This window comes from Achromobacter spanius, assembly GCF_039673305.1.
Taxonomy (GTDB): domain Bacteria; phylum Pseudomonadota; class Gammaproteobacteria; order Burkholderiales; family Burkholderiaceae_B; genus Achromobacter; species Achromobacter spanius_F.
Genome location: NZ_JBDJLJ010000090.1, coordinates 1 through 13,436, shown reverse-complemented (window position 1 = coordinate 13,436; position 13,436 = coordinate 1). Strand labels below are relative to the sequence as shown.

The following is a 13,436-nucleotide window of genomic DNA, read 5'->3' as shown; positions in this document are numbered from 1 at the left end:
CATGCGCGCCTGCTCGTGCAGGGCCGCAACCGCCTGGCCGCAGCCACCGCGCAATTGCGTGCCCTCGATCCGGGCAACACACTGGCGCGCGGCTACGCGATCGCGCGCGACGCCGACGGCCGCATCGTGCGCGATGCCGCAAGCCTGTCTGTCGGCCAGCCGCTGGACCTCAGCTTTGCGCAAGGCGGCGCACACGTGCAAGTGCAGCAGACGCGCAAGACGCGCGACGACGCCTGACGCGCGGCGGCGAGCCCGCCCGCAAAACAAATCCATCGACGGCATAAGCTCATGCGCCTGTTAACCCCGCGCCAGCGCGGGGTTAACACGGTATCCTCATTAGTTGCCGATACAATTGAACGGCTTGATCGTGCACTCAACAGAAGGAACCATCACATGGCACATACTCTTCCCCCCCTGCCTTACGAACTCGACGCGCTGGCGCCGCACATCTCCAAGGAAACGCTGGAGTTCCACTACGGCAAGCATCACCAGACGTACGTCACGAATCTGAACAACCTGATCCCGGGCACCGAATTCGAAACGCTGTCGCTGGAAGACATCGTGAAGAAGTCCTCGGGTGGCATTTTCAACAACGCAGCCCAGATCTGGAACCACACGTTCTACTGGAACAGCCTGGCCCCCAAGGCCGGCGGCGCTCCCTCGGGCAAGCTGGCTGACGCCATCAACGCCAAGTGGGGCAGCTTCGACGCTTTCAAGGAAGCGTTCAACAAGTCGGCAGCCGGCAACTTCGGTTCGGGCTGGACCTGGCTGGTCAAGAAGACCGACGGCACGGTCGACATCGTCAACACCAGCAACGCCGCCACCCCGCTGACGACGGCCGACACGCCGCTGCTCACCTGTGATGTCTGGGAACACGCCTACTACATCGACTACCGCAACGCCCGTCCCAAGTACCTGGAAAACTTCTGGGCCCTGGTGAACTGGGAGTTCGCCGCCAAGAACTTCGCCTGATAAGGCTTAGGCGGACAAGCTTGCGGCGTACGCGCCGCAGCCCGCAATTCGAACCCCTCGCCCCGGCGAGGGGTTTTCTTTTTTGTTCAGGGAAAAGTCAGCTTCCAAAACCCTGTCGATTGTCGAATTCATTGCGGCGAAGTGACGCGTGAACAGGCTTTTTTTTAGGGAAATCCCTAGGAAATGCGCCCGCTATCGTTGCCCACGGCCTGCGACCGAGCCACGGGGCGCATGGCTGCGGCAAGCCCGCAATAAACCGGGCCAACTACAGGGAAGGGAAGCATGTTGCGGTTATTTTCGGGGTTGCGCATTGGCGCTCGCCTCACAGGGGCGTTCTTGCTGGTGGCGGTGATAGGCGGTGCGATCGGGGCCTTCGGCGTCTGGGGGCTGGCTCGCATCAATGAAATGAACGACCGGCTTTACGACACCGAGCTGCGCGGCATCTCGGATCTGAAGGAATCCAATATCAATCTGATCTACGCGGGCCGCGCACGTAGCGGCTACCTGGCCGCCTCGACGGAGCAGGAACGCAAGGCGCTGCGCAAGCAGTTCGATGACGCGGTCAAGAACATGGACGCGCTGCGCCATAAGGCCGCGGAGAATTTCTATTCCGACGAGGGCAAGCGCCTGATGGCGCAGTTCGCGGAAACCGAACAGATCTGGAAGCGGGAGTCCGCAGCGTTCTTCGACGCCGCGCAGTCGCAGTCGCTGACGCAGAGCGATCCGCGCGTGGCCGAGATCGAGAAGCGCGTCATCGTGTCGTCGCAGAAGCTCGACGACCTGATGACCAATCTGGCGGTGGGCAAGGAGAAGATGGCCGCGCAGTCGGTGCAGGAAGGCACCGACCTCTACGGCACGGTCCGCGCCATCATGATTTTCCTGGCGGTGGCGGGCGTGGCCGTCGGCATGCTGCTGGGCTGGGTGGTCACGCGCGGCATCGTGCGGCCGCTGGAGCAGGCCGTCACGGCGGCGCGCCAGGTGGCCGCGGGCGACCTGACGGCGGACATCAAGGTCGCGACGCGCGACGAAACTGGCGACCTGATGGGCGCGCTCAAGGCCATGAACGAAAGCCTGGCCCGCATCGTGAAGGACGTGCGCGACGGTTGCGAAAGCATCGCGTCGGCGTCGTCGCAGATCGCGCAGGGCAACTCGGATCTTTCGCAGCGCACTGAAGAGCAGGCGTCTTCGCTGGAAGAAACCGCCGCGTCGATGGAGGAACTGACCAGCACCGTGCAGCAGAACGCCAACAACGCCAGCGAAGCCGACCGGCTCGTCAGCCAGGCCTCCAGCGTGGCGGTGCGGGGCGGCGAGGTGGTTGAAGGCGTGGTCCAGACCATGAGCGCGATCTCCGACAGTTCGCGCCGCATCGCTGATATCACGGGCGTGATCGACGGCATCGCGTTCCAGACCAACATCCTGGCGCTCAATGCCGCCGTGGAAGCGGCGCGTGCGGGCGAGCAGGGCCGCGGCTTCGCGGTCGTGGCGGGCGAAGTGCGCACGCTGGCGCAGCGCTCCGCGGTGGCCGCCAAGGAAATCAAGGCCCTTATCGACGAATCGGTCACCCGCGTCGAAGGCGGCACGCGCCAGGTCGACGAGGCCGGCCGCACGATGCGCGAAGTGGTGGACAGCGTGCGCCAGGTGGCAACCCTGGTGCGCGAGATCGCGAGCGCTTCGGAAGAACAGTCGTCCGGCATCGGCCAGGTCAACCAGGCCGTGGCGCAGATGGACACGGTGACCCAGCAGAACGCGGCGCTGGTCGAGGAGGCGGCCGCAGCCGCCGCCAGCATGCAGGAACAGGCCGGCCGCCTGGCGCAGGAAGTGCGCCGCTTCAAGGTGGACGCGGGCGCCGAGCATTCTGCGCAGGCCCGGCTGATGCCGATGGAAACGGTCGCCGTGCGCAAGCCCATCGTGGCCTCCGCGCGTCCGGTCAAGGCGCAGCCCGCGCTGGCGCGCGCCGCGCAGGACGACGACTGGTCGTCATTCTGAGCGGGCTTTCGGCTGCGGGTCAGGACGGAGTGGTAAGGTTAGCAACCCCCAAGCCGCCCTTGTCCCGCCCATGAGTCTGCCCGACCCCATCCGCCGAGTCATCGCCCGCACGCGGCGGCTGGCGCGCCGCAAGGTGCGCCAGGTCAATCGCCTGTCGCGCAAGAGTGTGCAGCTGGCGCTGCTTCTCGGCGGGGCCGCCCTGGTTTCGCTGATGTCATTGGGCTTTGCCTATCTGGCCGACAAGGCGCTGGCCTGGAACCGCCAATGGGTGGCCTACAACGGCTGGCTGGCGCTGCTGGTGCTGCCATTCGGCCTGGCGGCGTTGCGCTGGCTGACGCTGCGCTTTGCGCCCAACGCCGCGGGCAGCGGCATCCCCCAGGTCATCGGCGCGTTGTCGTTGCCTCCCGGGGCCAGCCAGAACAGCCTGGTGTCGCTGGCGCAGACGCTCTGGAAGATCCCCCTCGCATTTTTCGGCATGCTTGCCGGCGCCTCGATCGGCCGCGAAGGGCCGTCCGTGCAGGTGGGCGCGGCCCTCATGCTTGCCTGGGGCAATTTCTGGAAGCGGCGCGGCGTGCAACTGCGCGGCTTTCACGCCAATGAACTGATCGCGGCGGGAGCCGCCGGCGGCCTGGCCGCCGCCTTCAATGCGCCGCTGGCCGGCGTCATCTTCGCCATCGAGGAACTGGGGCGCGGCACGGTGCTGCGCTGGCAGCGCCTGGTGCTGATCGGCGTGCTGGCGGCGGGCTTCCTGGTGGTGGCGGTCGAAGGCAACAATCCCTATTTCGGTGTTTTCGCGGGGGCGCCGCTGTCGCAGAACATGGTGATGTGGATCGTCATCTGCGCGGCGCTGAACGGCGCGCTGGGCGGCATTTTCGCGCGCTTGCTGGGCAAGGGGCCGGTAGGTGCGGCGCCGCAGTCCTGGCGCGCCTGGATCCGCGCTCATCCCATCTGGACGGCTTTCGCCATGGGCCTTGCGCTGGCCGTGATCGGGCTGTGCACGGCGGGCAGCGTATACGGCACGGGTTACGGCGCGGCCGCGAATCTGCTGAACGGCAACGGCTCGGTGCCGGACGGATTCGGGCTGGCCAAGCTGGCCGCCACCGTCGCGTCGTACTGGGCCGGCATTCCCGGCGGCATCTTCACGCCGGCGCTGACCACCGGCGCCGGCATCGGACACCACATCTGGGAACTGGCCGGCGAGGGCGTGGACCAGCGCGTGCTGGTCCTGCTGTCGATGGCAGCCTTTCTGGCCGCGGCCACGCAGGCGCCGCTGACGGCCAGCGTCGTGGTGATGGAAATGACGGGCAGCCAGCCGATGCTGTTCTGGCTGCTGGTGGGATCGCTGCTGGCCTCCGGCGTGTCGCGCCAATTCTGCCCGCAACCGTTCTACCATCTGGCGGCCGGACGTTTCCGCCGCCAGGCCATCGTGGACGCGGGACGCGCCGCCAAGTCCGCCGCGCACTGATATCGCGCATTGCACCGCCCGATTCCGTGCGCGAATCCGCGCTGAATGTGAACGGCCATTGGACACTGTCCGTGCTGCGGACATCCCTGTCACGCACCAACTTGGCGCGAAAGTGCTGCGTTAAGATCGGGTGATTCCGAGTTTCCTCACTTCACTCCGAGCTTCCCATGACCGTGAATGCCTTTATTTGTGATGCGATCCGTACCCCCTTCGGCCGTTACGGCGGCGCGCTGGCTTCCGTCCGTCCCGACGACCTGGCTGCCGTAGCCATCAAGGCCCTGGTGGCGCGCAATCCCGGCGTGCGCTGGGAAGAACTCGACGATGCCATCATGGGCTGCGCGAACCAGGCCGGTGAAGACAATCGCAACGTGGCCCGCATGGCCACGCTGCTGGCCGGCCTGCCGATCGAAGTGCCCGGCGCCACGGTCAACCGCCTGTGCGGTTCGGGCCTGGACGCCATCGGCACCGCCGCGCGCGCCATCCGCGCCGGCGAAGCCGGCCTGATGCTGGCGGGCGGCGTTGAAAGCATGAGCCGCGCGCCGTTCGTCATGGGCAAGGCCGACAGCGCCTTCTCGCGCAGCGCGGCCATCTACGACACCACGATCGGCTGGCGTTTCGTCAACAAGCTGATGAAGGCGCAGTACGGCGTGGACTCGATGCCCGAGACCGCCGAAAACGTCGCCGACGACTTCAACATCAGCCGCGCCGACCAGGACCTGTTCGCGCTGGCCAGCCAGCAGAAGACGGCGCGCGCCCAGCAGGAAGGCTTCTTCGACGCGGAGATCGTGCCCGTGTCGATCGCGCAGAAAAAGGGCGATCCCATCATCGTCTCCAAGGACGAGCACCCGCGTGAAACCTCGCTCGAATCGCTGGCCAAGCTCAAGGGCGTGGTCCGCGAAGGCGGCAGCGTCACCGCGGGCAACGCATCGGGCGTGAACGACGGCGCCGCAGCCTTGCTGCTGGCCGATGAAAAGGCCGCCGCCCGCCACGGCCTGACCCCGCGTGCGCGCGTGGTCGGCATGGCGACCGCCGGCGTCGCGCCGCGCATCATGGGCATCGGCCCGGCGCCCGCCACGCTGAAGGTGCTGGCCCAGACCGGCCTGACGCTGGACCAGATGGACGTGATCGAACTGAACGAGGCGTTTGCCGCCCAGGGCCTGGCCGTGATGCGCCAGCTTGGCATCGCCGACAACGATCCGCGCGTGAACCCCAACGGCGGCGCCATCGCCCTGGGCCACCCGCTGGGCGCCAGCGGCGCGCGTCTGGCCACGACCGCGATCAACCAATTGCACCGCACGGGCGGCCGCTACGCCCTGTGCACGATGTGCATCGGCGTCGGCCAAGGCATCGCGCTGATCATCGAGCGCGTCTAAGCCGCCGGCGGCGTTTCCGGCCGTGAGGCCGCAGCCGCCAATGAAAAGGGAGCCTGCGGGCTCCCTTTTTTTGACTCCACGGCCGCCAAGGCGACACCGCCGCGCAATCAGGGCAGGCCGTCGAGCTTCCTGCCGGCCGCGATGCCGTGCTGCTCGAACCAGCCCTGCGACATCTCCAGCGCGTAGCGCACCGGCTTCTTGGCGCAATGCGGATCTTCGGTCTGCGGCGCCATGTCTTCGATGTTGACGATCGTGCCGTCGTCGGCGATAAAGGCAATCGAGAGCGGCAGCAGCGTGTTGCGCATCCAGAAGCACTGCACGTCCGGTTGTTCGAACACGAAAAGCATGCCGTTGTTGCCCGGGAGTTCCCGGCGGAACATCAGCCCGTCGCGGCGGGTGGCGTCCGTATCGGCGACTTCTGCGCGGATAATATGGATGCCGGCCGACAACTGCGTGGTGGGCAAGGTGGGTTGCGGACCGGTTTGGCGCTGGGCGCCGGCAGGCAGGGGCAGGGCGAAGGCCGCTGCGGCCAGTGCCGCGGCGAGCGCCGCCGACGTCCCGCGCCGGGAGGCGAGCCCGATTGAAGTTATTTTGGTAAACGTCGTTTTGAACAATGTATGAACGAACGGAAGCAATACAGCATTCTTCGGCATGGCCTGGCGGGGTAATTAGAAAATAACAAGGCGGGGCCCGAAAGCCCCGCCTGGATCAATGGCGCAACCTTACCGTTGCGCTTTAAAGGGTAACTCAGGCAGCCGTAATATTAAGCGCCTGTTTGCCTTTAGGCCCCTGGATAATCTCGAAGGCCACTTTCTGGCCTTCTTTCAGGGTTTTAAAACCATTCATCTGGATGGACGAGAAATGGGCGAACAGATCTTCACCGCCGTCGTCAGGCGTAATGAAGCCAAACCCCTTTGCATCGTTGAACCATTTGACGGTGCCCGTCGATTTGGGATTGTCCCCTTGGACGGCGGTTGCGGTCGTATCAGACATGCGGCCTGCCTCATTGAATCGTATGTTGACAGAAGGGCAATGCGGCCTAGACCCCTGTCCCCCCTCCGGCTTCCTGGCAGATTTTCGATGAATTGAAAACCCCAGAATGCGTGGATAATGCGCCGCTTTTCTTCGTTCAGTCAAGTATGGATACTACGTATTTCTGCGTGTAATTTTCAGTAAGTTGAGTGGTTGCCGTCCCCAGTTTAAATAGAATACCCGCCCTATGAGTTCTACCTTGGATACCCAGCATGATCTGGTCGTCGAAAAGGCGCCGGCCCGCGCTGCGCCGCCTCCGATGTACCAGGTGTTGTTGCTGAATGACGACTACACCCCGATGGAGTTCGTCGTGAAAGTGCTGCAGAAATTCTTCAATAAGAATCAGGAAGAGGCGACGCGGATCATGTTGCAGGTTCATCACGAAGGACGTGGCGTATGCGGGGTCTACCCGCGCGACCTCGCCGCGACACGTATTGCCCAGGTCGGGCAGTATGCGCGGGCGCGCCAGCACCCGCTGCAATGTGTGATGGAACCGGTTTGACATCAAGAAGAAACGACGCCGCCAGCAATGGCGGCGTTGTGCTGCCCACGCCTATGTGGGTTTCAGGGTGAACAGGCTCTGGCCGCGTACCGGGAAGCGCGCGGCGCACGTCGGGTCGGCAGCTCCGCCGCTAAGGAGCGTTGCATTCTAGTAAAGCGGGGAGGTTGGCCGTGAGTGGAAAGATCAGCAAGACCTGGCTGGCGGTTGCCGGTGTCGCGGTATTGGCCGGCGCCATCGGCGTGGGCTGGTGGATGGGCAAGGAACATCAGCCGGTGAATCCGGCGCCCGCTCCGGCTGCGCAGACTGCACCAAGCGGAACCCCGCAAGGGGCCGCGGGCGCCACGCCGGCGTTGCCCGCCAGCGCCGTGGTCGGCAACGCGGATCCTTTCGCGGCCCTGAACTGCCAGCCTCGCCAATATAACGACGCCTTGTCCCTGGCCGTGACGTTCACCCAGCCGGTGGACGCCAAGGCCAACCTGGATTCGTTCCTCCAGGTGACGGATACGGGTTCCACCGCCGGCAAGTCCGACCAGGACAGCGAATCGGCAGTTGCCGAGGGCCAGCAGCCCGCCTCGGTCCGGCCCGGCGATTCCGCGCCCAAGGGCAAGATCGTCAAGGGCAACTGGGTCGTCGGCGACAATCCGCGCGTCGTCTATTTCCCTTATGTGCAGCCGCAGCGCTCCTACGCGATCACGGTGCGTTCGGGCTTGCCCGGCGTGGGCGAAAAGGTCGCGTTGACCGAAGCCTCGCACTGCGAGGTCAGCACGCAGGCCATGCCGCCGTCGTTCTATTTCGCCAGCCGCGGCGTGGTGCTGCCGGCCGGCCAGAATGGCGGCCTGCCCGTGGCCACGGTGAACGTGTCCGAAGTGGACGTGCAGTTCCTGCGCGTGTCCCCCGAGCGTGTGCCCGAACTTTTTGAAACCGTGCTGGGCGTTGGCCGCAGCACCGCGCCGTCCGAAGACGATGACGGCGCCGACTACGACGAAAACGACTGGCGCTATGCCGGCAATCGCAGCCTGAAGGGTTCGGTCAGCAACTGGGACCTGGACCGCCTCAATACGCTGACGACCAGCGTCTACCAGGGCCGCTTCGTCACCGACGACAAACCCAACCGCCGCCACGTCACGTTCCTGCCGGTCGAAGGCATCAAGGAACTGCAGGAGCCCGGCATCTATGTGGCGGTCATGAGCCAGCCCGGCCGCTTCCGCTATGAATACCAGGTCACTTACTTTTATGTCAGCGACATCGGCCTGCATGCGCGCCGCTACAGCGACCGCATCGAAGCCTATTCGGTGTCGCTGAAGTCCGGCCAGGCAATTTCCGGCGCGGTGTTCGAACTGGTGGATGGCGCCGGCAAATCGCTGGCCAAGGCCGCCGCCGACGCGCAGGGCCATGTCCGCTTCGACGGCAGCTTTGCCAACGCGCGCGTCATCCGCGCGTCGCGCGACAAGGAAATGACGGTCCTGGCGCTGGGCGAGCCCGCGCTCGACCTGTCCGAGTTCGATACCGGCGGCCACGCATCGCGACCCAACAATCTGTTTGTCTATGCCGGGCGCAATCTGTACCGCCCGGGCGAAACCTTCAATGTGTCGGTGCTGCCGCGCGACCTGGACGGCCGCGTGCTCACGCCGTCGCCGCTGACCGCGACCCTCAAGCGCCCCGATGGCCGCACCGTCCAGACGACGCTGTGGCAGCCCAAGAAAGACCTGCCGGGCTACGTCGAGCGCGCGATCGACCTGCCGCTGGACGCGCAGACCGGCACCTGGCTGCTCGAGCTGCGGGTGGATCCCGCCTCACGCGCGCCGGATGCGTCCTGGAAATTCCAGGTCGAGGAATTCCTGCCCGAACGCATGAAGATGGCGCTGACGTCGGATCAGCAGGTGCTGTCGCCGAACGAAGAGTTGACGGTGGATGTGCAGGGCGACTACCTGTACGGCGCACCCGCCGCGGGCAATCGCCTGCTGGCGACCTTCCAGGTCAAGCGCGACCGCTTTGCGCTGGCCCAGCAGTGGCCCGGCTTCATCTTCGGCGACGTGGCCGACGATACGCGCCGCAGCTTCGGCGAATTGCCCGAGGCCGCGCTGGACAGCAAGGGCTACGCGCAGCTGGAAGTGAACCCGAACGCGGACGGCGCGCATTCGCCGATGAAGGTCCGGGTATCCGCCAGCCTGCTGGAATCGGGTGGCCGTCCGGTCGTGCGTTCGATCGAGCGCAGCGTCTGGCCTGCCAGCAAACTGATCGCGGTCCGGCCGCAGTTCGACAGCGACGTGGCGCGTGAAAGCGCGCCCGCCGCCTTCGAGGTTATCCGCGCGAACGCCGACGGCAAGATCGAACCGCTGGCCCAGGCGCAGATGCGCCTGTTCCGCGAAGAGCGCCAGTACTACTGGCGTTTCGATGACCAGCGCGGCTGGAACAGCGGCTACACCGAAACCGAGGAACTGGTCGATTCGCGCGAGATCGCGCTGAAAGACCGCGCCCAGTTGACCGTGCCGGTCAAGTGGGGCCGTTACCGCCTGGAGATTTCGGATCCCGAAACCGGCGAAACCATGCGCTACCGCTTCTATGCGGGCTGGAACGCGCAGGACGCCGACGCCATGGGCAACCGGCCCGACCGCGTGCAGATGAAGCTCGAGGGCGTGCCGGCCAAGCCGGGCGACAGCGTCAAGCTGACCCTCACGCCGCCGCATGACGGCCAGGCGCTCATCACGGTCGAAGGCGACCGGATGCTGTGGTCCAAGTGGGTCGCCGTGAAGGCCACCGGCACCGAAGTCGAGATTCCCGTCGACAAGGAATGGAAGCGCCACGACCTGTATGTTGCCGCAGCGGTGTTCCGCCCGGGCAGCGAAGGCGACCGCGTCACTCCGGCCCGCGCGCTGGGCCTGGCCTTCTTGCCGATCGCCAGCGCCGACCGCAAGCTGGACGTCAAGCTCACCGCCCCGCAAAAGGTGGTGCCCGAGACCCGCACCACCGTGCGCGTCAAGGTGGACGGCGCCCAGGGCAAGCAGGCGAACGTCACGCTGTCCGCCGTGGACGTTGGCATCCTCAACATCAACCAGTACGCCACGCCCGATCCGCTGGACTATTTCTTCGGCAAGCACCGCTACGCGCCCGAATTGCTGGACATGTACGGCAAGCTGATCGAGAAGATGGACGGCACCAAGGGCAAGCTGAAGTGGGGCGGCGATGCCGCGATGCGCGGCGACAGCAAGAGCCTGCCCAAGAAGGTCAAGCTGGTGGACCTGTTCTCCGGCCCGGTGACGCTCAACGCCCAGGGCGAGGCCGACATTCCGCTGGACCTGCCCGACTTCAATGGCACGCTGCGCCTGATGGCCGTGGCCTTCACGCCCGACAACTACGGCAGCACCGACGCCGAAATGGTGGTGGCCGCCCCGATCGTGGCCGAACTGAATACCCCGCGTTTCATCACGCCGGGCGACCAGGCCGCCATCGCGCTGGACGTGACCAACCTGAGCGGCGCCGAACAGAAGGTGTCGATCAAGCTGGAGGCGCTGGATCCGCTGGCCATCATCGATGGCGTGCGCACCATCACCCTCAAGGACAAGCAACGGACCACGCTGCGCTTTAACGCAACCACCACCGGCTCGTACGGCCTGGGCCTGATGCGCCTGACCGTGGACGGGCAGGGCGGCGCCAAGCCGGTGCATATCGTGCGCGAATCGGTGCTGCAGGTGCAGCCGGCCTACGCGCCCGAGCGGCAGGTGCGCCGCCTGCGCCTGAATCCGGGCGAATCGCAGTCGCCGCAGGCCTCGTGGGCGGCGTCCTACTATCCGGACTCCACGACCGTCAGCCTGACCGTGTCCAACCGTCCTCCGTTCAACGTCAACCGTCTGGTCGAGGGGCTGCTCAACTATCCCTATGGATGCACCGAGCAGACCATCAGCGCGACCCTGCCGTGGGTGATGCTGGACGAAGATGCGGCCAAGCAGTTCGGCCTGAAACCGCGCACGCAAGCCGAACGCGCGGCCAAGGTGGCGGGCGCCATCGGCCGCCTGTCCGGCATGCGCAACGCCGTGGGCTCCTATAACCTCTGGAGCAGCTCGTCGTCCCGCGACGTGTGGCTGACGGCCTATGCCGTGGGCTTCATGCAGGATGCGCGCGACAAGGGCTTCGAGGTGCCGGAGGCGCCGCTGGACCGTTCACGGACCTGGCTGCTCGAACAGGTGCAGCAGGGTACGGGCGGCTTCGGTACTTGGTCGGCCAACCTGCGCCGCAATGTCGACGCGGGCCGCATCGACAGCGGCGACGCCAACATCCTGCGCGAAGACCACCGCCGCTTCGCCGGCCTGGCCACGGCCGCGCTGGTGCTGGCGCGCGACAAGAAGGCGCCGCTGTCGACCGTGCGCCAGATCTTCGACAACTACCAGGAGCGCGCGCGCTCGCCGCTGCCGCTGGTGCAGCTGGCGGCGGCGTTCAAGCTGATGGGCGACGAAGGGCGCATGAAGCAGGCGCTTGACCTGGCGATGACCCGCGCCTACGGCATCAACGTCAACAACCGGAACAGCGCCTACTACGACGAATGGATGGGCGATTACGGCAGCAGCGTGCGCGACTACGCGCTGGCGTACGCGTTGGTCAACCAGTACGAGCTTCGCCATGAGCGCAGCGAGAACCTGCTGACGCAACTGTCGGGCCGCCTGGGCAACCGCTCCTATTTGTCCACGCAGGAACAGATGGCGCTGCTGCTGGCCGCCCGCGCCGCCGGCGGCAGCAAGAACACGCCCTGGGAAGCGACGCTGACGGTCAATGGCCAGCCCAAGCCGCTGTCGGGCGGCAAGAGCGACCAGACCGTGGCCTTGACCGCGGCCGACCTGGCCAACACGCAGCTCCAGAACACCGGAAGCCAGTCGCTGTTCGTCGAATACGACATCCAGGGCAGCCCGACGGCCACGCCCGCGCCGCGCAACGACGTCATCCAGCTCAAGCGCGGCTGGTACCGTCCGGACGGCAAGCCCTGGGATGGCGGCACGCTGCAGACCGGCGACATGCTGGTGGTCTGGGTGCAGGCAAGCGCCAACCAGAACATCCCCGACGGGCTGCTGGTGGACCGCGTGCCGGCCGGCTTCGAGGTCGAGAACCTGAACCTGTCGCAAAGCCCCGAGATGCAGGATTGGACGATCGGCGGACGCCGCGTGGCCGACGCCATGTCCGATTCCAACATCAAGCATCGCGAGTTCCGCGATGACCGTTACGTGGCCGCGGTGTCGCTGGGCCGCGGCAAGGTGGATGTGTTCTATCTGGTGCGTGTCGTCACGCCGGGCCGTTATGCGGTGCCTTCGACGGTGGCTGAAGACATGTATCGCCCGGAAATCCGGGGTGTGGGTGAGCAATGGAGCACGGTCGAAATCCGAGATCGCGGCGCCAAGCGTCCTTGAACCCCGACGCCGCTGCGGCGGCGGGCGCCTCCCGCGTCCGCCGCTGGCGACGGCGCGGCATCTTCGCGGCCAGCGTGTTGTCAGCGCTGGCCGCGTTGCTATTCGCGCTCGACCGCCTTTATCCCCTGCCGCCCATCGATTCGGGCGGAGCGGCCGTGGTCGTCGCCGCCGACGGCACCCCGCTGCGCAACTATCCCAGCCGCGACGGCATCTGGCGCTATCCGGTCACGCCGGACCAGGTGTCGGAACATTATCTGGAAACCCTGCTGACCTACGAGGACCGCTGGTTCTACTGGCACCCCGGGGTGAACCCCGTGGCCCTCGTGCGCGCGGGCTGGCAATGGGCCACCAACCGCCGGATCGTGTCGGGCGGGTCGACCCTGACCATGCAGGTGGCGCGCCTCATCGATCCGCAGCTTGCCGGCAAACCCTCGCGCTCGATGTCCGCCAAGCTGCGGCAGGCCTGGCGGGCCGTGCAGCTGGAGATGCACTACAGCAAGGACGAAATCCTTTCGCTGTACCTGACGCATGCGCCCATGGGGGGCATCGTGGAAGGGGTGGAGATGGGCTCGCGCCTCTGGCTGGGCAAGCCCGCGCGCGACCTCGGCCCGGCCGAGGCCGCCATGCTGACCGCCTGGCCGCAAGCCCCCTCGCGGCTGCGGCCCGACCGCCACCCCGAGGCCGCGCAGGCCGCGCGCGACAAGGTCCTCGAC

Annotated in this window: 10 protein-coding genes; 8 read left to right on the top strand and 2 right to left on the bottom strand. The window is 66.2% G+C overall.

The window, feature by feature from the left end; genetic code table 11:
• From ABE485_RS30075 to pcaF, 5 genes are all read left to right on the top strand, one after another.
• On the top strand, positions 1 to 237 hold a 237-nt coding region (locus ABE485_RS30075; RefSeq protein ID WP_346518912.1), incomplete at its 5' end, for an exodeoxyribonuclease VII large subunit.
• Positions 238 to 393: 156 nt separating this feature from the next.
• Positions 394 to 972 carry a superoxide dismutase [Fe] gene (gene sodB / locus ABE485_RS30070; RefSeq protein WP_346518911.1) on the top strand — a complete coding sequence of 193 codons (579 nt, stop codon included), beginning with the start codon at positions 394 to 396 and terminating at the stop codon, positions 970 to 972.
• A gap of 282 nt (positions 973 to 1,254) precedes the next feature.
• A complete protein-coding gene (locus ABE485_RS30065) occupies positions 1,255 to 2,958 on the top strand; it encodes a methyl-accepting chemotaxis protein (protein WP_346518910.1) in 1,704 nt (567 codons plus the stop codon).
• Between the two features lie 70 nt (positions 2,959 to 3,028).
• Positions 3,029 to 4,423: a chloride channel protein gene (locus ABE485_RS30060; RefSeq protein ID WP_346518909.1), complete on the top strand. Its 1,395-nt coding sequence runs from the start codon at positions 3,029 to 3,031 to the stop codon at positions 4,421 to 4,423.
• A gap of 167 nt (positions 4,424 to 4,590) precedes the next feature.
• Positions 4,591 to 5,796 (top strand): 3-oxoadipyl-CoA thiolase, encoded by a 1,206-nt coding sequence (gene pcaF / locus ABE485_RS30055; protein WP_346518908.1) that lies wholly within the window; start codon positions 4,591 to 4,593, stop codon positions 5,794 to 5,796.
• A gap of 107 nt (positions 5,797 to 5,903) precedes the next feature.
• On the opposite strand, the gene ABE485_RS30050 is transcribed toward pcaF, so the two are convergent.
• Both ABE485_RS30050 and ABE485_RS30045 read right to left on the bottom strand, forming a co-directional pair.
• The gene (locus tag ABE485_RS30050; protein WP_346518907.1) at positions 5,904 to 6,449 is read right to left on the bottom strand and encodes a DUF192 domain-containing protein; all 546 of its coding nucleotides are present in this window, start codon (positions 6,447 to 6,449) and stop codon (positions 5,904 to 5,906) included.
• Positions 6,450 to 6,543: 94 nt separating this feature from the next.
• Positions 6,544 to 6,789 (bottom strand): cold-shock protein, encoded by a 246-nt coding sequence (locus tag ABE485_RS30045; protein ID WP_006220277.1) that lies wholly within the window; start codon positions 6,787 to 6,789, stop codon positions 6,544 to 6,546.
• 226 nt (positions 6,790 to 7,015) lie between these two features.
• On the opposite strand from ABE485_RS30045, the gene clpS reads away from it, so the two are divergent.
• The 3 genes from clpS to ABE485_RS30030 form a co-directional block, all read left to right on the top strand.
• On the top strand, positions 7,016 to 7,330 hold the full coding sequence (gene clpS / locus ABE485_RS30040) for an ATP-dependent Clp protease adapter ClpS (protein ID WP_008168033.1): 315 nt from the start codon (positions 7,016 to 7,018) through the stop codon (positions 7,328 to 7,330).
• Between the two features lie 170 nt (positions 7,331 to 7,500).
• Positions 7,501 to 12,723 (top strand): alpha-2-macroglobulin family protein, encoded by a 5,223-nt coding sequence (locus ABE485_RS30035; protein WP_430795482.1) that lies wholly within the window; start codon positions 7,501 to 7,503, stop codon positions 12,721 to 12,723.
• On the top strand, positions 12,678 to 13,436 hold a 759-nt coding region (locus tag ABE485_RS30030; RefSeq protein WP_430795481.1), incomplete at its 3' end, for a transglycosylase domain-containing protein. The genes ABE485_RS30035 and ABE485_RS30030, both read left to right, overlap by 46 nt.